Origin of the sequence: Micromonospora sp. NBC_00860, assembly GCF_045207375.1 — a bacterium.
Lineage (GTDB): Bacteria > Actinomycetota > Actinomycetes > Mycobacteriales > Micromonosporaceae > Micromonospora > Micromonospora vinacea.
In genome coordinates, this window is the sequence record NZ_CP108825.1 from 5,984,283 (window position 1) to 6,005,255 (window position 20,973).

At 70.4% G+C, this 20,973-nt stretch carries 24 protein-coding genes; 15 read left to right on the forward strand and 9 right to left on the reverse strand.

Going from position 1 to position 20,973, the window contains the following annotated elements; translation table 11 throughout:
* Nucleotides 1-63 precede the first annotated feature (63 nt).
* The gene (locus OH804_RS27570; RefSeq protein ID WP_406060438.1) at nucleotides 64-741 is read left to right on the forward strand and encodes a hemolysin III family protein; all 678 of its coding nucleotides are present in this window, start codon (nucleotides 64-66) and stop codon (nucleotides 739-741) included.
* A gap of 587 nt (nucleotides 742-1,328) precedes the next feature.
* Here the strand turns inward: OH804_RS27570 and OH804_RS27575 are convergent.
* The gene (locus OH804_RS27575) at nucleotides 1,329-1,616 is read right to left on the reverse strand and encodes a DUF6458 family protein (RefSeq protein ID WP_196920455.1); all 288 of its coding nucleotides are present in this window, start codon (nucleotides 1,614-1,616) and stop codon (nucleotides 1,329-1,331) included.
* Between the two features lie 112 nt (nucleotides 1,617-1,728).
* On the opposite strand from OH804_RS27575, the gene OH804_RS27580 reads away from it, so the two are divergent.
* Nucleotides 1,729-2,286 carry a SixA phosphatase family protein gene (locus OH804_RS27580; protein ID WP_406060440.1) on the forward strand — a complete coding sequence of 186 codons (558 nt, stop codon included), beginning with the start codon at nucleotides 1,729-1,731 and terminating at the stop codon, nucleotides 2,284-2,286.
* A gap of 56 nt (nucleotides 2,287-2,342) precedes the next feature.
* Here the strand turns inward: OH804_RS27580 and OH804_RS27585 are convergent, their stop codons facing one another.
* The 4 genes from OH804_RS27585 to OH804_RS27600 form a co-directional block, all read right to left on the reverse strand.
* Complete coding sequence (locus OH804_RS27585; protein ID WP_030487564.1) at nucleotides 2,343-2,612, reverse strand: DUF6458 family protein; 270 nt, start codon at nucleotides 2,610-2,612, stop codon at nucleotides 2,343-2,345.
* A gap of 211 nt (nucleotides 2,613-2,823) precedes the next feature.
* A complete protein-coding gene (locus OH804_RS27590) occupies nucleotides 2,824-4,680 on the reverse strand; it encodes an acyl-CoA dehydrogenase (RefSeq protein ID WP_406060442.1) in 1,857 nt (618 codons plus the stop codon).
* Nucleotides 4,681-4,809: 129 nt separating this feature from the next.
* Complete coding sequence (locus OH804_RS27595) at nucleotides 4,810-5,934, reverse strand: PP2C family protein-serine/threonine phosphatase (RefSeq protein ID WP_196924717.1); 1,125 nt, start codon at nucleotides 5,932-5,934, stop codon at nucleotides 4,810-4,812.
* Between the two features lie 104 nt (nucleotides 5,935-6,038).
* Nucleotides 6,039-6,662: a septal ring lytic transglycosylase RlpA family protein gene (locus tag OH804_RS27600; protein WP_406060444.1), complete on the reverse strand. Its 624-nt coding sequence runs from the start codon at nucleotides 6,660-6,662 to the stop codon at nucleotides 6,039-6,041.
* Nucleotides 6,663-6,850: 188 nt separating this feature from the next.
* Here OH804_RS27600 and OH804_RS27605 point away from each other — a divergent pair, with 188 nt between their 5' ends.
* The 3 genes from OH804_RS27605 to OH804_RS27615 are packed head-to-tail and all read left to right on the forward strand — an operon-like array spanning nucleotide 6,851 to nucleotide 8,971.
* Nucleotides 6,851-7,402, forward strand: a complete 552-nt coding sequence (locus OH804_RS27605) for a phosphoribosyltransferase family protein (protein WP_406060446.1) — start codon at nucleotides 6,851-6,853, stop codon at nucleotides 7,400-7,402.
* Nucleotides 7,403-7,435: 33 nt separating this feature from the next.
* Nucleotides 7,436-8,482, forward strand: coding sequence for a questin oxidase family protein (locus tag OH804_RS27610; RefSeq protein WP_196920450.1), 1,047 nt, complete (start codon nucleotides 7,436-7,438; stop codon nucleotides 8,480-8,482).
* A 57-nt stretch (nucleotides 8,483-8,539) separates the two neighbouring features.
* Complete coding sequence (locus tag OH804_RS27615) at nucleotides 8,540-8,971, forward strand: ASCH domain-containing protein (RefSeq protein ID WP_196920449.1); 432 nt, start codon at nucleotides 8,540-8,542, stop codon at nucleotides 8,969-8,971.
* A gap of 14 nt (nucleotides 8,972-8,985) precedes the next feature.
* Here the strand turns inward: OH804_RS27615 and OH804_RS27620 are convergent, their stop codons facing one another.
* A complete protein-coding gene (locus OH804_RS27620; protein WP_196920448.1) occupies nucleotides 8,986-9,867 on the reverse strand; it encodes an LLM class flavin-dependent oxidoreductase in 882 nt (293 codons plus the stop codon).
* 113 nt (nucleotides 9,868-9,980) lie between these two features.
* Between OH804_RS27620 and OH804_RS27625 the strand changes: the two genes are divergently transcribed.
* From OH804_RS27625 to OH804_RS27640, 4 genes are all read left to right on the forward strand, one after another.
* Nucleotides 9,981-10,118, forward strand: a complete 138-nt coding sequence (locus OH804_RS27625) for a hypothetical protein (RefSeq protein WP_196925108.1) — start codon at nucleotides 9,981-9,983, stop codon at nucleotides 10,116-10,118.
* Between the two features lie 34 nt (nucleotides 10,119-10,152).
* Nucleotides 10,153-10,572 (forward strand): hypothetical protein, encoded by a 420-nt coding sequence (locus tag OH804_RS27630; RefSeq protein ID WP_196920447.1) that lies wholly within the window; start codon nucleotides 10,153-10,155, stop codon nucleotides 10,570-10,572.
* Between the two features lie 76 nt (nucleotides 10,573-10,648).
* Nucleotides 10,649-11,353 carry a dihydrofolate reductase family protein gene (locus OH804_RS27635; protein WP_196920446.1) on the forward strand — a complete coding sequence of 235 codons (705 nt, stop codon included), beginning with the start codon at nucleotides 10,649-10,651 and terminating at the stop codon, nucleotides 11,351-11,353.
* Nucleotides 11,354-11,383: 30 nt separating this feature from the next.
* Nucleotides 11,384-12,028 (forward strand): dihydrofolate reductase family protein, encoded by a 645-nt coding sequence (locus tag OH804_RS27640; protein ID WP_406060449.1) that lies wholly within the window; start codon nucleotides 11,384-11,386, stop codon nucleotides 12,026-12,028.
* Nucleotides 12,029-12,042: 14 nt separating this feature from the next.
* Here the strand turns inward: OH804_RS27640 and OH804_RS27645 are convergent, their stop codons facing one another.
* Nucleotides 12,043-12,384, reverse strand: a complete 342-nt coding sequence (locus OH804_RS27645; protein ID WP_307788556.1) for a VOC family protein — start codon at nucleotides 12,382-12,384, stop codon at nucleotides 12,043-12,045.
* A 143-nt stretch (nucleotides 12,385-12,527) separates the two neighbouring features.
* On the opposite strand from OH804_RS27645, the gene OH804_RS27650 reads away from it, so the two are divergent.
* The 4 genes from OH804_RS27650 (at nucleotide 12,528) to OH804_RS27665 (ending at nucleotide 16,188) form a co-directional block, all read left to right on the forward strand.
* Nucleotides 12,528-13,031 (forward strand): SigE family RNA polymerase sigma factor, encoded by a 504-nt coding sequence (locus tag OH804_RS27650; RefSeq protein WP_196920443.1) that lies wholly within the window; start codon nucleotides 12,528-12,530, stop codon nucleotides 13,029-13,031.
* Nucleotides 13,028-14,410, forward strand: a complete 1,383-nt coding sequence (locus OH804_RS27655; RefSeq protein WP_406060452.1) for a WD40 repeat domain-containing protein — start codon at nucleotides 13,028-13,030, stop codon at nucleotides 14,408-14,410. Before OH804_RS27650 ends, OH804_RS27655 begins: the two co-directional genes overlap by 4 nt.
* Nucleotides 14,411-14,497: 87 nt before the next feature.
* On the forward strand, nucleotides 14,498-15,442 hold the full coding sequence (locus OH804_RS27660) for an ATP-binding cassette domain-containing protein (RefSeq protein WP_112586048.1): 945 nt from the start codon (nucleotides 14,498-14,500) through the stop codon (nucleotides 15,440-15,442).
* A complete protein-coding gene (locus tag OH804_RS27665) occupies nucleotides 15,439-16,188 on the forward strand; it encodes an ABC transporter permease (RefSeq protein ID WP_196920440.1) in 750 nt (249 codons plus the stop codon). The genes OH804_RS27660 and OH804_RS27665 overlap by 4 nt, the downstream gene beginning before the upstream one ends.
* On the opposite strand, the gene OH804_RS27670 is transcribed toward OH804_RS27665, so the two are convergent.
* Together OH804_RS27670 and OH804_RS27675 are read right to left on the reverse strand one after the other, a co-directional pair.
* A complete protein-coding gene (locus tag OH804_RS27670) occupies nucleotides 16,172-19,309 on the reverse strand; it encodes a BTAD domain-containing putative transcriptional regulator (RefSeq protein WP_406060455.1) in 3,138 nt (1,045 codons plus the stop codon). The genes OH804_RS27665 and OH804_RS27670 overlap by 17 nt on opposite strands.
* 121 nt (nucleotides 19,310-19,430) lie before the next feature.
* Entirely contained in the window at nucleotides 19,431-19,817 is a 387-nt protein-coding gene (locus tag OH804_RS27675) for a helix-turn-helix domain-containing protein (protein WP_231392467.1), read from the reverse strand.
* 102 nt (nucleotides 19,818-19,919) lie between these two features.
* Here OH804_RS27675 and OH804_RS27680 point away from each other — a divergent pair, with 102 nt between their 5' ends.
* Nucleotides 19,920-20,543 carry an NAD(P)-dependent oxidoreductase gene (locus OH804_RS27680; RefSeq protein ID WP_406060457.1) on the forward strand — a complete coding sequence of 208 codons (624 nt, stop codon included), beginning with the start codon at nucleotides 19,920-19,922 and terminating at the stop codon, nucleotides 20,541-20,543.
* The gene (locus OH804_RS27685; protein WP_406060459.1) at nucleotides 20,543-20,965 is read left to right on the forward strand and encodes a nitroreductase family deazaflavin-dependent oxidoreductase; all 423 of its coding nucleotides are present in this window, start codon (nucleotides 20,543-20,545) and stop codon (nucleotides 20,963-20,965) included. The genes OH804_RS27680 and OH804_RS27685 overlap by 1 nt, the downstream gene beginning before the upstream one ends.
* The last annotated feature ends 8 nt before the right edge of the window (nucleotides 20,966-20,973 follow it).

Genomic DNA, 20,973 nt, shown 5'->3' on the forward strand with positions numbered 1-20,973 from the left:
ACGGTGCCGGGTGTCACCAACGCCACTACTTACAAGTAACCTACGGTGCCGTAACCTGACTGGGTGACCACCTCCGCCCCGCTTCGCCTGAAGCCGGTCGACATCGGTAAGCCCCGGATGCGCGGCTGGCTACACACGTACGCCTTCTTCGTCGCAGTGGTGTGCGGCATCGTGCTCTGCTCGATCGCCGCCACCCGACCGGGGTGGGCACCCCTGGTGAGCTGTGTCATCTACAGCCTGACGGTCTGCGGGCTCTTCGGCACGAGCGCGCTGTACCACCGTCGAGTGTGGTCAGAGCGCGGCTACCAGGTGATGCGCCGGATGGACCACTCGATGATCTTCTTGTTCATCGCCGGCACCTACACACCGCTCTGCGTGATGCTGCTCGCGCCCCGGCCGGCCACAGTGATGCTGGCCCTGGTCTGGGGCGGTGCGCTGGCCGGCGTGGCCGTCAAGGTGGTCTGGCCGCACGCGCCGCGCTGGGTGTCCGCGCCGCTCTACCTGGCGCTGGGCTGGGTGGCGGTGGCCATGCTGCCGGAGATCCTGCACGGTGGCGGCGTCGCGGCGCTGGTGCTGCTGATCGTCGGCGGCGCGATCTACAGCATCGGTGCGGTCTTCTACGCGTTGCGCCGGCCCAATCCGTGGCCGACCGTCTTCGGCCACCACGAGTTCTTCCACGCCTGCACGCTGCTGGCGGCGCTCTGCCACCACATCGCGATCTACTTCGCGCTGTTCGCCTGACCCCACCAGCCGGGGCGTGGGTGCGGCCCACAGCGGCCGGCACGCAGGCGCGGCCCCAAAACAGCCCAGGGCGCGGGCGCGGCCCAAAACGGCCGAGGCGCGGGCGCGCCCACAACGGCCAGGACGAGGACGCGGCCCACAGCCGGCACGCAGGCGCGGCCAACGCACGCAGCGCGGCGCGAACCCACCCCGGCCACCTGGTCCGGAACGCCGCTCGGCGAGAGACCCAACGCCGGCAGCCGCCTTGATCGTGCTCGATCAAGGATGTAGTGCCCTCGCTCGCACCCCGGGACCCCTATTTCCTGGATCGAGCACGATCTTCGCCAATCGCCGTCCCGAGACCGGACCGGCACCTCAAGATCCGCGCAACTTCGGGGAAACTGCTGCCTCAACGCGCCTTCAGGCAGCAGTTTCCCCGAAAGTGCGCGGATCTTGACGGGGTGGCGGGGTGGCGGGGTGGTGTCGCGCACGCGCCAGACCAAGGCACACGAGCCGGGCGCACACGCACGGCGCGCACACGCGAGCTGGGTACAGACGCGAGCCGGGGCCCCGCGACGCTGCGGGACCCCGGAGTCGGTAAGCGAGGATCAGACCGGTCGGCCCGGCCGACGCACCTCGCGGTACTCCTGCATGACCTGGTTGTCCTGGACCGGCACGACCCGGTCGGCCACCACGCGCTCCTCGCGTACCGGCGCGGCGACCACGGTGCGCCGGCGACTGTTCCAGAAGTAGAGGGTGGTGATGAGGCCGGCGACGCCCGCCAGCATCAGCACCCAGCCGACCACGGCCAGGTCCAGCCAGCCCAGGTCCGCCTCCACTGCGAACGCGAAGATCGCGCCTAACGCGATCAAGAAGATGCTGCCACCAATGCCCATGTCTCGCTCCTCGGCTCTAACCTGGCGTACGTCGCGCCGCGGCCGTCGGTAGGGGTGCGGCATCCATCGACTTACCCAGGCACGGAGATCGCCAATCGGGCAAGCTGGGGGCATGACGGACGCCGACCCCGACACACGGACACTGGTGTTGCTGCGGCACGCCAAGGCCGAGCAGGGCAGCGACGCGGCGGACGACGCCGAGCGGCCGCTGAGCGCACGCGGGAACGCCGACGCGGCTGCGGCGGGGGCCTGGTTGGCGCATCACGGGCTGCTGCCCGACGTGGTGATCTGCTCGACGGCCCGTCGCACCCGGCAGACCTGGCACGGCGTGGCGATGGGGATGACCGGTTCACCCCCGGAGGGCGGGCCGACCGGTCCTCGCCCGACCGTCCGTTACGAGCCGGGCGCGTACGACGCCCACCCCGAGGAGTTGTTGTCGCTGGTCCGCACCGTGGACCCGGCGGCCCGCACCGCGTTGCTCATCGCCCACAACCCGGGCATATCGCTGCTCTCCGCGCTCCTCGATCCCGACGGAGCCAACGATGAGGGACTGCGTACCGACGAGGGGTTGCGCACCGCCGAGCTGGCGGTACACCGCTGCCCACTCGGCTGGGCGGAGTTGAGCAGGGCGGGAGCGCCGCTCACGGCCCGACACACCGCACGCGACTGAGCCACCCGCCGACGAGCGGCGGGTGGCTCAGGGGTACGCGTCCAGGTCGTGTGAGATCAGGACGGCGGCGCTGTCGGTGGCGGCGGGTCCGGCGGTGGCGGCATCATCGCCGTCGGATGAGACAGCCGGTTCTCCTCCACGATGAGGGTTCGGGCCCGCTTGCGCCGGTCCTGCCAGAACCAGACAGTGGTCAGCAGTACGGCAAGCCCGGCCAGGATGAACACCCAGCCGACGGCGCGTACGTCGATCCACCAGACGTTGGCTCTCAGCGCGAAGGTCAGGATCGCGCCGATCGCGATGAGAAAAATGCCGCTTCCTACACCCATGTGCGCTGCACTCCCCCGTGCGGTGGCTCTGGGCGTTCCCTTTCGAGGTCATGCGACGGTTACCCGCCACGTCAGCGGCATACCCGGCCGGGCTCGGCCAATACGTGTCGTCGCCACTGTGGGACGGCGACGGCCGGTGGGGCGGAGGCCCCACCGGCCGTCACGGTGCCGGGTGGTGCGACCCGGAACCGTCAAAGTCGCCGTGACAGCCTCAGAAGGCCTCCTCCGGGAGGTCCATGATGTCGAGGTCGGCACCCTCGATGATCCGCCGGTCGGCGCCGATGCGGGGCAGCACCTCACGGGCGAAGAAGCGGGCGGCGGCCACCTTGCCGGTGTAGAACGCCTTGTCGCTGGCGGAGACCTCGCCGGCCAGCGCCTTCAGCGCCACCTCGGCCTGCCGCTGGAGCAGCCAGCCGACCACCAGGTCGCCGATGGCCAGCAGGAACCGCCGGCTGCTCAGCCCAACCTTGTAGAGGGCGCGGGTGTCGCCGCCCTGCGCCTCGCCCAGCCAGCCGGTCATCACACCGAGGATGTTCTGCACCTCGCCGAGCGCCTTGCCGAGCGCCTGCCGCTCCTCCTTGAGCTGGCCGTTGCCCGCCTCGGAGGAGATGAACTCCTGGATCTCCCCGGCGACCGCCATGAGGGCCTTGCCGTTGTCCCGAACGATCTTGCGGAAGATCAGGTCCAGGCTCTGGATGGCGGTGGTGCCCTCGTACAGGGTGTCGATCTTGGCGTCCCGGACGTACTGCTCCAGCGGGTAGTCCTGGAGGAAGCCGGAGCCGCCGAAGGTCTGCAGGGCCTCGTGCCCGAGCATCTCGTACGCCCGCTCCGAACCGACGCCCTTGACCAGCGGCAGCAGCAGGTCGTTGACCCGCTTGGCCAGCTTGGTGGCCTTCTCGTCGCCGGCCGCCTCGGCGATGGCGACCTTGTCCTGCCAGGTGGCCGTGTAGAGGACCAGGGCACGCAGGCCCTCGGCGTACGACTTCTGCAGCAGCAGCGAGCGGCGGACGTCCGGGTGGTGGGTGATGGTGACCCGGGGCGCGGTCTTGTCCGCCTGCTGGATCAGGTCGGCGCCCTGCACCCGGTTCTTCGCGTACTCCAGGGCGTTGAGGTAGCCGGTGGAGAGGGTGGCGATGGCCTTGGTGCCGACCAGCATCCGGGCGTACTCGATGATCATGAACATCTGCCGGATGCCGTCGTGCTTGTCGCCCAGCAGCCAGCCCTTGGCCGGTACGCCGTGCTCGCCGAAGGTCAACTCGCAGGTGTTGGAGACCTTCAGGCCCATCTTGTGCTCGACGTTGGTGGTGTAGACGCCGTTGCGCTCACCCAGCTCGCCGGTGGTCTCGTCGAAGTGGAACTTCGGCACCACGAAGAGCGACAGACCCTTGGTGCCGGGGCCACCGACGCCCTCCACGCCCACCGGGCGGGCCAGCACGTAGTGCACGATGTTGTCGCTCAGGTCGTGCTCACCCGAGGTGATGAAGCGCTTGACGCCCTCGATGTGCCAGCTGCCGTCCGGCTGCTGGATGGCACGGGTGCGGCCGGCGCCCACGTCCGAGCCGGCGTCCGGCTCGGTGAGCACCATCGTGGAGCCCCACTGCTTGTCGATGAAGAGCTTGGCCCACCGCTTCTGTCGCTCGGTGCCCTCGACGTGCAGCACGTGCGCGAAGGACGGGCCGGACGCGTACATCCAGATCGGGGCGTTCGAGCCGAGCACCAGCTCGGCGAGGGCCCACCAGAGGGCGCGCGGCGCGTTGGTGCCGCCCAGGTGCGGGGGCAGATCCAGGCGCCAGAACTCGGAGTCCATGAATGCCTGGTAGGACTTCTTGAACGACTCCGGGAGCGGCGCGGTGTGCGTGGCCGGGTCGAACACCGGCGGGTTGCGGTCGCTGTCCGTGTAGCTGGCGGCCAGGTCCTCGCGAGCGAGGCGATCAAGCTCGGAGAGGAAACTGCGGGCGGTGTCGGCGTCGAGTTCGGAGTACGGTTCCTGGCCGAACGCCTGGTCCGCCCCGAAGACCTCGAACAGGTTGAACTCAAGGTCCCGCAGGTTGCTCTTGTAGTGGGTCATGCTCGCTGGCCCCGCTTCCGGACAGGTGTTACCGATCAGTAACCCCGACTGTATTACTCGCGGGTAGGCAGCGACAAGCGGATCACCCAAGTGACGGCGATTACACACCTGCGGGCGCAGCCCGGCGGCTCAGCTCTCGGCGGCACCGACCTCCCAGCTCGGGACGGCCACCGCGGCACCGGCACCGGCGCCGACGTACTCCATGAGAACCAGCGCGATGTCGTCGTCGAGCCGACCGTGCACCCACTCGACCAGGGCGGTCTCCAGCGACGCCAGCCCGTCGGCGACGGTGCCGTGGCCGAGCAGTCGCCAGGCCCGGTCGGCGGTGGGGAAGAACTCGCCGTCCCGCCGCGCCTCGCCGAGGCCGTCGGTGAACAACAGCAGCCGGTCCCCGGGCTCCAGGCGTTCGACCCGGGGGCGGACCACAGGCATGAACCCGAGCGGAGGTGCCGGGGCCGGCGGTTCCAGCGGGATCACCGCGCCCCGCCGCAGCAGCAGCGGCGGCGGATGCCCGCAGTTGACGATCGTGAGGGTGCCGCCACGCTCCTCGACCAGTGCCGCCGTGACGAAGTCCTCGTCGCCGACATTGCGGGCCACCGCGCGGTCCAGGTCGGCGACGACGGCCCGCAGGTCGGCCCGCTCGTACGCCACGTGCCGGTAGGAACCGAGGACGATGCTGGCCAACCGGACCGCGTCCAGGCCCTTGCCCCGCACATCACCGATGATCATGCGGACGCCGTAGGGGGTGTCGATCGCCTCGTACAGGTCGCCGCCGATCTCGGCCGTCGCTGTGGAGGAGATGTAGCGGCCGGCGACCGAGAGCGTGCCGACCTGCGGGCCGAGGGGGCGCAACACCGCCTGCTGGGCCACTGCGGCGAGCTTGGTCAGCTCGACGATCCGCTCGGCCTGCCGCTGCCGAACCCACGCCACCGCCACGGCCAACGCGGTGACGAGCGCGACCGCGACAACGTCGACCGAGGTGACCAACGAGACCTTCGGCGCGACCAGTGCGAAGCCGATGCCGATCACTGTCGCCGCGACGCCCACCCCCAGGACCACCAGCCAGGACGCCAGGGCGGCGGCGAGAACCGGCGCGGCCGCCAGGAGCGCGACGTAGTGCACCTTCCGGCCGTCCGCCGCCTCCACCGCCGACACGATCGCGAGCAGAACGAGGGCCGCGCCGAGGCCGGCGCGGGATCCGGGGCTCAGCGGGCGACGGCCCGACTGGAGGAGTCGCGTGGGTACGAGGGACAGTTTGCCTGATCCACGTGAACCGGTGAATGAACCTGACCCGTCGTCCGAGGAGGTTCTGTCCGGCCGGCCCAGTCGGCCGGCCGAATCGGCGTCGCCCGTCCCGCTCAGCCGAGGACCTCGTAGCGGACGGTGAGCGCGCCCACGTCGACCGAGGCGATGGTGGCGAAGGCGGCGCGGGAGAGGTCCAGGCAGCGGCCGTCGATGAACGGGCCCCGGTCGTTGATCCGCACCGTCACCGACTTGCCGTTGGCCGGGTTGGTCACCCGGACCTTGGTGTTGAACGGCAGGGTCTTGTGCGCGGCGGTCAGCGCATCCGGATTGAACGACTCGCCGTTGGCGGTGAGCTGCCCGTCGGAGTAGAACGAGGCGCCGCACGAGCCGCTCTCCAGCACCTTCGCCGCGGCCGTGGTCTTCCTGGCGGTCGGCTTCGGCGACGAGGTGCGCTCCTTGCCCCGGGAGGCGGCCTGCGGCGACCGGGTCGCCGACGGGCTGGCGGTCACGCTCGGCGAGGCGCTGACGCTCGGGGAGACGGCTGGGGAGCTGGGGGCGAGGCTGCTCGCAGTGGTCGGGGTGAGGTCGAGGGCCGTCTGCCCCGTCTGGTCGGAGCCGGAGACCAGCTGCACGGCACCGACAGTGCCCCCGACGGCGAGGGCGACGCCGACCGCCGCGGTGGCCACGATGCCCGCCGGGGAGGAGAAGATGCGGGTACGGGAGTGCTTGCCTGCCACCGGCCCGGTCCTTTCGTCGTCTGAACAAACCGGGTCGGACCGTAACGAGAGAAGTACTTCCGAAGTCAACGTGATCATGGTGGTATGCCCGTATTTGCACAGGTACGTGTAGCCGATCATCCGAGCCGGGGTGGGCCGGGTGGCCCGGGGTGCCGCCACTCCCACCGCACGTGCCGCAGGATGGGCGGATGCCCGCCGACCTGACCGAACGCCTGGCCACCCTGTTCCAGTGGATCGACCCCGGCCCGGACACCAGTCACCTGGTCAGCGACATCTCCGGTTGGTGGCGGGACCCGGCGGTGCTGGCCGAGCTGGGACCGGCCCTGGTGGCGCCGTACCGGGCCGCCCGACCGACTGTGGTGCTGGCCCCGGCCGTCACCGGGCTGCTACTCGGGCCGTTGGCCGCCACCGCCCTCGGGGTCGGTTTCGTGGCCGCCCACAAACACGGTGACGGGCGCCTGCCGGCCGGGCCGCTCACCTGGGCGCAGACCCCACCGGACTACCGGGGCCGGCGGGTCGACCTCGCCGTACGGGACCGGCACCTCGGCCCCGACGACCGGGTGCTGGTGGTGGACGACTGGGTGCGTACCGGCGCGCAGCTACGCGCCCTCTACGACATCTGCGCCGAACGCGGCGCCGAGGTGCTGGGCACCGCCGTGGTGGCCGTGGACTGCCCGCCCGACGTCGCCGCCGACCTCCGGATCACCGGCCTGATCGACGCCGCGGATCTGCCGACTTGACCTGAAGCAAGGTTCAACACCGACGATCGGCCGATGAGTGACGGAGTTCTCGACGAGGCGTACGAGCGGCTGCACCGCACCGGCCCCGAATATCAGGGCTGGCTCTCCAACCACGGACCGATGGCCGTCGAGGCGTTGGTCCGACACGGGCACCCACACCGGGTGCACCGCTGGCTCGACGACTACCTCGGCCGCCTCGACGAGCTGCCCCGAGGGCTGCACCCGATCGACGACTGGCGGGCGGCGCTGGGCGATCCGAAGCGCGCCGGTGACTGGCTGGCCTACTTCGACCGACAACTGCGCGAACACCCGTGGCGTGCTGTCCTCGGCACCTGGTGGCCCCGGCTGCTGCCGGGCATCGCCGCCGGCGCCACGCACGGTGTGATCCGGGTCGGGCACGCCGTCCGCGCACTCGAACCGGACGACGAGAACCGGCAGCGGCTCACCGAGCTGGGCCAGGCCCTCGGCTACTGGGCGGCCCGCTGGCAGCCGATCCCCGGTACCGACCAGCTGCTCGCCGGCGAGACGGACCGGTCGGACACCGACGACCTCGACGTGGCGGCCGCGCTGGCCGGGCTGCCCCGGATCGACGACCAGACCGGAGGCGTCCGGGATCGGCTAAACCAGCTGCCGGGCGTACCCCGATGGGAGCAGGCCCTCGCGACGCTGCGGCCCGTGCGGAGCCCGGCCGAGGCGGAGCGCGGGCTCACCACGCTGGTGCACCGGGCCGGCCTGGACTACCTGCGCTTCGGACACGCCGCACCGGTCATGCTGGTACACGCGGTCACCGCGCCGACCGCCGTCCTGCGTACCCTGCCGGCACTGGACCGGGATCTGTGGGCGCCGAGCCTCGCCGCGGCCTGGGCCGCGACGGCGGCCATGACCTCCGTGTACGCCCCAGCCGACGGCATCGCGCCACCGACAGTGACCCCCGCGACGCCGGCGGAGGTCTTCGCCCGCGCGGCCCGACACGGCGACGAGCACGTGGTCAAGCTGGCCGACGCGATCCTCGACGCGTACGCGGTCAGTGGTGACGACCGGCTCCTCACCGCACCCGGCTACGCCGGCCAGCTGATCTGAGCGCGGCGACGGGTATTGCGGCGGCGGCCCGGGCGGTGCTGGCCTAGCCTCGGCAGGATGTGGCCTCGGATCGGTGAACTGCGCGCCCTCGCCCTCGGCACCCCCGGCGAGTTGCGGGCAACCCTCAACACCCTGGTGCTGGCCGGTGTGAAGACAGCGACGGCCGGCCGGCTCGCCGAGTACGCGGAAGAAGGCGAGGAGCTGGAGCACGTCGGCGAACGCCTGGCCCTGGTCGACGACGACAACGCCCTCGCCGGCGTCGTGGAGATCACCGGAGTCGAGGTGGTCCGCTTCGCCGACGTGCCCTGGGACTTCGCCCACGCCGAGGGCGAGGGTGACCGCTCGATCGAGGAGTGGCGGGCCGGGCACTCGGCCTACTGGGCGCGGCTCGGCACGCCGGTAGACGGCGACACCCCGATCGTCTGCCTCCGCTTCCGGCTGGTCTCCGGCGGCGAGGGCGGTGTGGCCAGCGGCGACCTCGGCACCTGAGCGGGCGTGTCGGCTCAGCCGCGTAGCTCCGGCAGCAACCGCGTCGCCACGTCCACCAGGATGGCCTCGTCACCGGCGTACCAACTGCTGGCCCGCGGCCAGTGCGTCACCACGTCGGTGAAGCCCAGCTCGGCGGCCCGGCCGACCTGATCGGCGAAGAACTGTGCGCTGCTGAGCGAGAAGACCGGCGCCGCGTCCAGCGAGAGATAACGGTCCAGGCTGGCCGGATCGCGGCCGGCCTCGTCCAGGGTCCGGTCCATCCGCGCGGACAACGCCGACACGCTGGCCCACCAACCCGCCAGGTCGTTGTCGTCACCGGTGCCGGTGGTCACCCACCCCTGCCCGAAGCGGGCCACCAACCGCATCGACCGCGGCCCGTTGGCGGCAACCACGAACGGCACCCGAGGCTGCTGCACGCAGCCCGGGTTGTTGCGGGCGTCCACAGCGGCGAACCAGTCGCCACGCCAGGTGGTGCCGTCCTCCCGCAGGATCAGGTCCAACAATTCGGTGAACTCGGCGAACCGGTCGACCCGCTGACGCGGCGGCAGCGTCTCACCGCCCAGCACCGCCGAGTCGAAGCCGATGCCGCCCGCGCCCAGGCCGAGCAGCAGCCGGCCGGCGGAGACGTCGTCCACAGTGGTGATCTGCCGGGCGAACGCGGCCGGATGCCGGAAGTTCGGCGACGCCACGAGGGTGCCCAGCCGAATCCGCGAAGTCACCGTCGCGGCGGCCGTCAGCGTGGCCATCGAGTCGAACCACGGGCCGTCGACCAGGTCCCGCCAACCCAGGTGGTCGTACGTCCAGGCGTGGTCGAAGCCCCACTCGTCGACCTGCCGCCAGCGACGCTGCGACTCCGCCCACCGCTGGTCCGGCAGGATCACGATGCCAATCCGCATGATCGCCACCCTAGCCGGGGACACCAGCGGGGTCAGGTTCTCGCTATCGTTCGGCCGTGGACCTACCGGCGCAGCGAGTCGGCACCATACGAGCGTTTGGCACCGTGTCGCTGGTGGCCGGCTTCATGACGACACTGCTCAGCATGATGTCCGGCTACGACGGGCTCGAGCCGCACATCCTGGCCGCGTTCCTCATTCTGACCGGTCTCGGTCTACGGATCGAGGCGGCGATCGCCGACCGGAAGTCGTAGATCTACCGCTGCGGCCAGCCCGTACCCTCCGGGGATGCCCGCCGAAGCAGCTGCCGCCCGCGTATCCCCGGATCGCCGGGTGCGCATGATCCGCACGGTGGCGTTGCTGGTCGGGGTGATCGTCCCGTCCCTTGTCCTCCGCGAGCTGATCGAGGCCCGGTTCGGCCGCGGGCCGCTGGCCGACCTCAGCGCGGTCGCGGTGCCGATGGCGGCTACCGCGTGGCTCGCGCCGTACGCCTCCTATCGGCGGCGCGACGCTCTGCTCTGGCTGGTCGGCCCGGGCATCTACGTGTTCACTGTGGTCGCCTGGCGGGTGTCCCTCGCGCCCTACCGGGACTGGAGGCCCCGCCCGGAGGAGAAGCCCCGGCTGCGCTGGTCCCGCGACCCGGAACACGCCGGGCAGTGGCTCCTGAACGCGTCCTACGGTGACACACGTCACACTCCTTCCCGGTAGGGACATCGCGTTCGGCTCCGACCCCTCGGGGAGCGGCACCCAGGCGGGGTGTCGCCCGAGGAAAGGACCAGACGCGATGACGAAGGTGACCGCACAGCTGTCGGTGTCGATGGACGGCTTCTACGCCGGCCCACAGTTCGACGGGAACGGCAACTGGATGGATTCGGAAGAGAGCGCCAAGTTCTTCCGGGTCACCCGGTGGGCTACAGACGCGGCGGCCTGGCGCGAACGGCAGGGCTTTGCCGGCGGGGAGCAGGACACCAACTCCGAGGTGATCGCCGAGTCGTTCGGGGCGGCCGGCGCGTACGTGATGGGACGCCGGATGGCCGACGGGGGTGAGATCCCCTGGGGTGAGGAGCCGCCGTTTCGCGCACCGGTCTTCGTCGTCACCCACCGCCCCCGCCAGCGGCTGGTGAAGGGAGGGGGCACCAGCTTCACCTACGTCACCGATGGCGTGGCCAGTGCCGTGGAGCAGGCGCGCGCCGTGGCCGGTGGCAAGGATGTCGCCGTGGCCGGGGGCGGCAGCCTCGTGCGGCAGGTGCTCAAGGCCGGCCTGCTCGACGAGTTGGAGCTGCACGTCGTACCGGTGGTGCTCGGCACCGGTCTGCGGCTCTTCGACGCGGACCTCGACCTGGGTGACCGGGAGGGGATCGAGCTGACGCCGACCCGCGTCCTTGCCACCCCCCAGGTGACCCACATCCGGTACGCGGTGCGCGGTCGCGCCCCACTCGTGCTCGACGACCGGGGCCGCGGCGGCGGCCCGACGGTCACCGCGAACTGAATCCGCCCCGTAAACCTGAGAGGAGACGCCATGCCGCAACTGCTGCGGGTCCAGTGCTTCAACGTGTCGCGGGACGGGTTCGGCACCGGGGAGGGGCAGAGCCTCGAACGGCCCTTCGGCCACGCCGACCCCACCCCGTTCTTCTCCTGGCGCGCCGCCACGGCCAGCTTCGTGTACCGCACCGAGCCGGGCGGCACCCGTGGCCTGGACGACTACCTGACCCGCGACGCCGAGTGCAACATCGGCGCGGAGATCATGGGTCGCAACAAGTTCGGCCCCCAGCGTGGCCCCTGGGAGAACCATGACTGGCAGGGATGGTGGGGAGACAACCCGCCGTTCCACACCCCGGTCTTCGTGCTCACCCACCACGAACGCCCGTCGTTCACCCTGGCCGACACCACATTCCATTTCCTCGACGCCAGCCCGGCCGAGGCACTGGCGCAGGCGAAGCAGGCAGCCGCCGGTCGGGACGTACGCCTCGGTGGTGGGGTGGCGACCGTCCGCGAATTCATCGAGGCCGATCTGGTCGACACGATGCACTTCGCCGTCGCGCCCGTCGACCTCGAACGGGGTGAACGTTTGTGGGAGAGCCCCGACGAACTGCTCGACCGCTTCCACCTCGAGTCGGTGCCCAGCCCCAGCGGAGTCACCCATCTCCTGTTCTGGAGACGATGACCACGCTCGGTCGTCTAGAGCCGGGACAGCACCAGCAACCGGTTGCCGTCGGGGTCGGTGACCCGGGCGGAACGCTCACCCCAGGGCTGGTCGACCGGCTCCTCGGTGACCGTCGCCCCACCCGTGCGCAACGCGCCCACGGCCGCGTCGCAGTCGTCGGCGTAGACGCACAACTCCCAGCGGTGCGAGTCGGCCGGCTCGCCAGCCTCCGGGTTGGCGGCCAGGCCGAGTTCGCTGCTGCCCAGTCGCAGCGCGACGAACTCCGGGGCACCCTCGTCCGGGAACCGGTAGGTCAGCTCGAAGCCGACCACGTCCCGGTAGAACGCGATCAGTCGTGGCAGGTCGGGTGTCGTCACGATCGGAAAGGCTTCGGTGAACACGGACCACCTCCAAACCGGACATTAGCCGGTGCCGAGGCCCAGCAGGAACTATCAGAACCGGTGGCCCGGCCTCAACCATTTCCGGAACGGGTGGCGTTCTACCTGGCGAGGGGGTGGGGATGACCGAGACGTTCCACGAGTTCGTTGTGCACCGCACGCCGGCGCTGTCCCGGACGGCCTACCTGCTCACCGGCGACCACCAGCTCGCCGAGGATCTGTTGCAGAGCGCCCTGGCCCGGACGTACCGGCACTGGCGGCGGATTCGCGACGGCGACCCCGAGGCGTACGTGCGGCGAGTGATGTACCACCAGCAGGTCTCCTGGTGGCGGCGTCGCCGGCTGACCGAGCGCCTGGAGGCACAGCCCACCGAGCGGCCCGGCGACGACCACTCCGAGGCGACAGCGCTGCGGCTGAGTCTCGTGAACGCGCTGCGCGGGCTCACCCCTCGTCAGCGCGCCGTGATCGTGCTGCGCTTCTACGAGGACCTGACCGAGGCCCAGGCCGCCGCGGTGCTCGGCTGCTCGGTCGGCACCGTCAAACGGCACGGCCACGACGCCATCCGCCGGCTGCGCGCGACCGCCCTCGACCTGGTCGACCCGACTGTGGAGAGGAGCCAGCAGTGACCGCCCGACTCCGCGAGACGCTGCACGCCGCCGCGGCCGACGTCCCCGCCTACCCGGTCTACGAACGAGCGCTCGCCACCGCCCGCCGCTCCCGCCGCCGGACCGTCCTCGCCGCCGTGGTGGTGCTCGTGCTCGTCGCGCTGACCGGGGCTGTGCTCCCGCTGACGCGTACACCGGCCGTGGATCCGGCAGCCAGCGCGGACGCCGCGCTGCCCGACCGGATCGCGCTGCCACCGCTCGGGGCGCTGCACGCCACCGACCGACCCCGGCTCGGGCCGGCGTCGGTCATCTTCAGCGGTCAGGCGCCACGGCTTCAGGGCTGGGACGAGGACGGCATCGTCGGCGTGGTCGGCGCCGACTCCGACCGCTACCGGATCTTCTCGATGGGGTACGAGGCACCCGTCGGCGAGCAGGTGATCCTCTCCCCGGACGGCCGCTACGTGGCCCGGCCCGCCGGCCTCTCCGAGGACCGCCGCGTCGACATCATCGACCTCGTCACCGGCCGTACCCGACAACTGCGCAGCAAGGTCGCCGACAGCGTGGGGACGACCCCGTTGGCCTGGTCCCCGGACGGCAGGCAACTGGTGGTCGACGACAGCGTGCCGACCGACCCGATGCGCAGCAGCTACCGGCGGGTGCTGAGCATCGTCACCCTCGACGGCGAACGCTGGACCCAGCTGGCCGACGCTGCCCAACAGCCGATCTTCGGCTCACCCGTCGCCTTCGCCCCCGGGGGTGAGCGGGTCGCCTACCAGATCGGTCGGACCGTGACGGTCGCCGACCTGGACGGCCGCACGGTGTCCACCTTCGAGCCGCCCGCCGAGAGCTGGCTGGCCGGCAAGGGGGCATGGACGACGGACGGGGCGTTGACGCTGATCAGCCGGAAGGCCGGCACCACAGACTGGAGCCTGCGCCGGGTCGACCCCGCCACCGGCCGGGACACCGCACCGTTGCCCCTGCCCGGTGTCACCGGCGTGACCGCCATCCGACTGCTCGGCTGGGGCCCGGACGGGTCCGCGCTGGTGATCGCCTACCAGCCCGAACCTCTCAGCCCGGACCGGTTCGACCAGCCGCTGGAGCTGGACCAGCGCACCGCCTACCCCAACGTGCGCAGCGTACGGGTGCTGGCGCTGACGCCCGACGCCACCGCGCCACGAACCCTGATGACCGGCCCGGAGCAGATCCTCGCCGTCGACGTCGCCGACAACGTGATCAGCTCCGGCCGCACCCGCGAGGCGAACCCGCCCGGCGGGGTGGGTGGTCGATTCTGGGCCTGGGGGGTTCTGATCACCCTCGTGATCGCCGGCATCGCCGTCTACCGCTGTCGCAACGGGCTGGCGCTCTGGCTCGACGACCGGCGCGTCAAGCGGGCCCGTTGACACCGCCGACGGGGGTGGAACCCGGTGTCAGTGGCCGTGTCAGGGCCATGACAGGGGGGTGACAGCCCAGCCGCCGATGGTAGCTGCATGACGAGTTCAGCGATTGCAGTCTCCGGGCTGCGGAAGGCCTACAAGGACAAGGTCGTGCTCGACGGCATCGACCTGGATGTCCCTGCGGGCACGATCTTCTCCCTGCTCGGCCCGAACGGGGCGGGTAAGACGACGACGGTGAACGTGCTGACCACGTTGGTGAAGGCCGACGGTGGGACCGTACGCATCGCAGGGCACGACGCCGCCACCGAGGCCAAGGCGGTGCGCGCGGCGATCGGCGTCACCGGTCAGTTCGCGGCGGTGGACGAACTGCTGACCGGCCGGGAGAACCTGCAGCTGATGGTGGATCTCAGCCAGGTTCCCGGCAAGGACGGCAGGCGGGTCGTCACGGAGCTGCTGGAGCGGTTCGATCTGGTGGAGTCGGCACAGAAGCCGGTGTCGACCTATTCCGGTGGTATGCGCCGCAAGCTGGATCTGGCGATGACTCTCGTCGGCGACCCGCGGATCATCTTCCTCGACGAGCCGACGACGGGCCTGGATCCACGTAGCCGCCGCACGATGTGGTCGATCATCCGTGACCTGGTGGCCGACGGCGTGACGATCTTCCTCACCACCCAGTATCTGGAGGAGGCTGACCAGCTCGCCGACCGGATCGCCGTCCTCGACCAGGGGCGTCTGGTCGCCCAGGGCACGCCCGACGAGCTCAAGCGCCAGATCCCCGGCACTCACGTCCGGCTCCGGTTCACCACCGTCGCCGAACTCGACGCGGCCGCCCGGGTGCTCACCGACTCCACACGGGACGACGAGGCACTGGCGCTCCGGGTTCCCAGCGACGGCGGAACGGCCTCACTGCGGGCCCTGCTGGACCGCCTCGACGAGTACGCGATCAGCGCCGAAGGGTTCTCCGTGCAGACGCCCGACCTCGACGACGTTTTCCTCGCCCTGACGGGCAGCCGCACCCAGGAGGTTTCCGCGAAATGAGCACCAAGTCCCACTCGATCGTCATGCTGCGTCGCAACTTCAAGCACATCGCCCGAAACCCGACCTCCGTGTTCAACGCGGTCCTGATGCCCATCGTGATCATGTTGATGTTCGTGTACATGTTCGGTGACGCCTTCAACGTCGGTGTCGACTACATCGACTACGCGACTCCCGGGCTGATGCTGTTGGCGGTCTGTTACGGGCTGGGGGCCACCGCGACCGCTGTGAACTCCGACATGACGAAGGGCATCATCAACCGGTTCAAAGTCATGCACGTCTCCCGCGGTGCGGTGCTGACCGGTCACGTCGTCGCCAGCGTGCTGACCAACCTGGTCGCCATCGCCGCCCTTGTCGGGGTGGCCTTCCTGCTCGGATTCAGCCCGTCGGCGAGCCTCCTCGGCTGGCTCGGCGCGATCGGCATCATCGTGCTGCTCGGCTTCGCCGCCGGCTGGCTCACTGTCGCCCTGGGGCTGTCGGCGAAGTCTCCGGAAACGGCGGGGCTGGCCTCCGTACCGCTGGTCATGCTGCCGTTCTTCAGCAGCGCGATCGTACCGGCGGACAAGATGGGGCCCGGGCTGCGGGAGTTCGCGGAATACCAGCCCTTCACGCCGATCATCGAAACCCTGCGCGGGTTCCTCAACGGAACGCCGTCCAGCGGTGACGTGATCCCCGCCCTCGTCTGGTGCGTCGGCATCGCTCTCGTCGGCTACCTGTGGGCGCGTTCCACCTTCACGAAGCGAGCGTGACCGCGACCAACCCGTTCCAGTCCGTCCGACTGCCTTCCCGCGCCGCCTCTGCGAAGCTCACTTCGCCGAGGCGGCGCCGTACTTCCCGCTCGATCCGGGCCACGTCCGGCTGGGAATGATCCTGCCGTCCGCGCACACCGGTGCTCGCGGCGAGCAGCCGCGCGGCCTGCTCATACTGGTCACGGCGCAGCGCCAGGTCCGCGACGCCGACGAGCACCCGCGCGATCGAGGGTGCGTGCCCCGTCGCGGCTGCCGCCTCGCAGGCCAAGGAATGGTGTCTGCGCGCCTCACCAAGATCGTCAGCGACATAACCGAGCAGGTCGTGTGTCACCACGCGGATGTGCGCCTGCTCCGCCTCGTCGCGCAACACTGTCGTCGCGACACCGACCTGGCGGCCCACCTCTTCGGCATGGCCACGCCAGCGAGCGAGTTCCGCCTGTGACAGAGCCAGCACGGCCAACGCACCCGGCCACGTGACCCGCGCCGCGCATCGCCGCGCCTCGGCCATGGCAGCCGCGCTGGACTCCTCATCGCCAAGCAACCAGTACAGCTGAGCCTGCCGGGACCGTATCCGGATGATGTCCTCGACGGTGCCGACCTCGGTAACGACCGCGGCTGCCTCCTCGTAGTGCTCGCACGCACCGGCGAACTCACCGCGTACGGCAATCAACTCCGCCAGCTCGGTCAGGGCGAATGAGATCCCGAACCGTTCGCCGAGTGCCCGGAACTCGGCGAGCGCCGCCACGAGATACGCATCCACATCCCGACCGTCCTGGCCGAAGATGATCCGCATCTTGCCGAGTTGCAACCGGGCCAGTGCGCGTACCCAGGGATCCTCGTCGTTCAGCAGCGGTTCCCACGCGGGCAGGATCGCGTCCGGGGCTCGCAACATGCGTTCCAGCGGGACGACGAGCGCCACTCCCGGGTGGCTGCCGTGACTACGTTGGCTGAACTCGTACGCCTTGTGGATCCACTCCGCCGCATGGTGTTCGTCGCCCGGTCCCGAGTTCACGAAGAGCACGACGAGCGCGTACACAGTGGCTCGGATCTCGTCACTGACCTCGCCAGGCATCTCAGTGGCCGCCGTGATCAACTCCATGCCTTCGGTCCGGTGGCCACCGAGCCACCAGTACCAGCCGGCGCCCGCGGCCAATCGCATGGCCGGGTGCGCTTCACCGGCGGCGAGGGCACCGCGCATCGCGGAGACGATGTTGTCGTGCTCAACTTCGAGAGTGGCAAGCCATTTCACCTGGTCCGCGCGGCGAAGCTGCGGCTCGGCGGTCTCCGCCAGTTCGGTGAAGTACGTCAGATGCGCGTAGCGCGTCAGGTCCGATTCCCCCGCCTCGACGAGGCGGTGCGCGGCGTACTCCTTGATCGTGCCGAGCATCCGATAGCGCAGGGTCTCGTCGCCCTCGGCGACCAGCAGCGACTTCTCGGCCAACGCGGTGACCAGTTCGAGCACATCCTCCGGCTCGACCTCGTCGCCGGCGCAGACCCGTTCGGCCGCTTCCAGACTCACCCCGCCCGAGAACACCGAGAGCCGGCGCAGGACCGCCCGTTCCGCGTCGGTCAGCAGCTCCCAACTCCAGTCGACCACCGCGCGCAGCGTTCGGTGCCGTGGCAACGCGGTACGGCTGCCGCCGGTCAGCAGGCGGAACCGATCGTCGAGCCGCCTCGCGAGCTGGTCGATGGACATGGTGCGCAACCTGGCGGCGGCCAGTTCGATCGCCAGCGGCATCCCGTCCAGCGCCCGACAGATCCGCGCCATCGTCGACAACGTGAGATCGTCGACCGCCAGATCCCTCCGCACCGCGCCCGCTCGGTCCCGCAGCAAGCGGACAGCGGGAGAGGTTTCGATCTCGGCGGGGTCGGCGTCGACGTCCGGCAGGGCCAGTGGCGCGACCGGCCAGAGCGCCTCACCAGTGATGCCGAGCGGTTCCCTGCTCGTCGCGAGGATCCGCAGTCGCCGGCACTCCCCGAGCAGCCGGTCGGCGAGCACCGCCGCCGACTCGATCACGTGCTCGCAGTTGTCCAGGATCAGCAACGCCTCCCGCTCGCGGATCGCGGCGACGAGCCGGTCGATCAGCTCCATGCTCGGTGCCTCGCCGAGCAGAGCGTCCCGAAGTCCGAGCCCCGTGAGCGTCGCCTGCACCACGTCACCGTCCGCGCCGATGGCGGCGAACTCGACCAGCCAGGCACCGTCCGGGAGGTTGTCGAGCATTCTGCGCGCGGTTTCCGTGGCCAGCCGGGTCTTCCCGGAGCCACCCGGCCCGATCAGGGTCGTGAGCCGGTGTTCGGCGACGAGCGCGCCGACCTCGGCGACGGCCTCGTCCTTACCGATGAAGCTGCTCAACTCGGCACGAAGGTTGGTCTTCCGGTCATCGTCGCGCCGTTGCACCTCACCCCGTAGGAGCGCGACGTGCAACGCCGCGAGTTCCGGTGAGGGGTCGACGCCCAGCGCGTCGGCCAGGGCCTCGCTGGTGCGCTGATACACGACCAGCGCCTCGTTGTCTCGGCCGCTCGCGGCGAGGGCCCGCATCAACGCGAGAACAAGCCGTTCCCGCACCGGATGCGCAGCCACCAGATCGGTCAGCTCCGCGATCAACTCCGGCCCGTGGCCGAGGCTGACCTCCACGTCGAAGCGATCCTCCAGGGCGGTCAGACGCAGCCTGTCGAATCGGGTGACCGCCGCGTCGAGCGCGGTGCTGTCGACAAGACCGACGTCCTGCATCGCCGCACCGCGCCACAGGTCGAGGGCCTCGCGCAGCCGCCGTACCCGCTGCGGGCCCTCGTCATCGCGAGCCAGGCCGACGAGGCGTTCGAACCGTACGGCGTCGACGACGTCGGGTTCGACCAGCAACCGGTAGCCGTCCGTCTGTCCCTCGATCGACCCCTCCGGCAGCGCCTTCCGCAGCCGGGACACCAGGCGGTGCAGGGCATTCGCCGCATCGGAGGGCGGATGTTCGCCCCAGATCCAGTCGACGAGGGTCCCCTTCGGGACCACGTGGCCCGGGTTGAGCGCGAGGGCGGTCAACAGCCCGCGCAGCCGCGCGCCCGGCACGTCAATGAGGGTGCCGACGTCCGTGCGAACCTCGAATGGACCAAGCATCCCGACCTGCACCTGGCAGATCCTGCCATGAACATGAGAAGCATCCGCGTGGCCGTGGTGCTCCGCCAACGGCTCTCAGGCCCGAGGCCGACCACGCTTTCCTGGCTCTGTGCCACACCGGTGACACGCGGGGTCACCCAGCGCGGTTGCGCCGGGTGGCGTTGTCGTACGACTCGCGGGCGTCGAGCAACTGGTCCCAATGCTGCTCGGCCCAGGCGCAGGCAACCGCAATCGGTTCGAGCATGCTGCGGCCCACCGGCGTCAGCTCGTACTCCACGTGCGGGGTGACCTCGGGGAAGACGGTGCGCTTGATCAGCCCGTCCCGTTCGAGGGAGCGCAGCGACTGGGTGAGCACCTTGGGGGTGACGCGGCGCAGCGGCACGCGCAGCTCCGAGAACCGGCGAGGCCCCTGCTCAAGACAGCGGATGATGAGCGCCGCCCACTTGTCGCCGAATCGGATCGGATTGAGCGAGGACGGGCACAGCTCGTCGAACATGTCGGCGGGCAGAGGTTGCCTCATCACCAAACGATAACTGGTATCCCGGTGGTAACCACGACCCTCGATAGCGTCGGCAAATCGGCCGGACGCACGGGCTCCGGCCTCTGGTGAGAGGCGTAACTCATGAGGATCGTGGTCTTCGGCGCGGGCGGTCGAGCCGGACGGCAGGCCGTCGCCGAGGCGCGACGACGCGGCCACCAGGTCACCGCCCTGGTGCGCAACCCCGCTGACCACGGCGACCTGACCGACGCACGGGTGGTGGCAGGCGACGTGACCGACGCCGGGAGCATCGCGCAGGCAGCCGCCGAGCACGACGCCGCCATCAGCGCCGCCGTCGACCTATCCGTACCGCCGCACGACTTCTTCACCGCATCGTCGCGCGCCCTGGCCGCCGGCCTGACCAAGGCAGGTGTACGTCGCCTGGTGGTGGTCGGCCTCGCCTCGATCATGCCCGGGGCATCCGGTGCCGCCCTGATGGACCAGCCCGGCTACCCGAACGAGTACCGGCCCTTCTACCTGGGTCATGCAGCGGGCCTTGACGAGCTTCGGACCTCCGACCTCGACTGGGCCTACCTGGCCCCCGCCGGTGACTTCGACCACGGCGGCACACGCACCGGCCGCTACCGGGTTGCCGAACATGGCGACCCAGCCAGCCGGATCAGCTATGCGGACTTCGCGATCTCACTCGTCGACGAGATCGAGGCACCCCGCCACCACCGCGCCTCCGCGATTGTCCGGGAGGTGTGATGCCCGAGGTCCACGACAGCCCGAACGCTTGGGTCGCGGAGCACATCCACCGGTTCGAGGAAACCGGCGGCCGACCCCGGCCCGGCGTGAACGACCTGCTCCTGACGACCCGAGGCCGAAAGACCGGCGAACTGCGCCGCACCGCGCTCGTCTACGAACGCGACGGCGACCACTACGTGCTGGCCGCCTCCAACCGCGGCGCAGACCACCACCCCGCGTGGTACCTCAACCTGCTCGCCGACCCGTACGTCACGGTGCAGGTCGGTACGGAGACCTTCGGCGCGTACGCGCGCCCCGCCACGGCCGAGGAGCGTCCGCATCTGTGGCGCTTGATGGTTTCGGCCAGGTCGGAGTACGCCGCCTACCAACAACGGATCACCCGGGAGATCCCCGTGGTTCTCCTGGAACCTGTAACGAAATGAGATGCGTA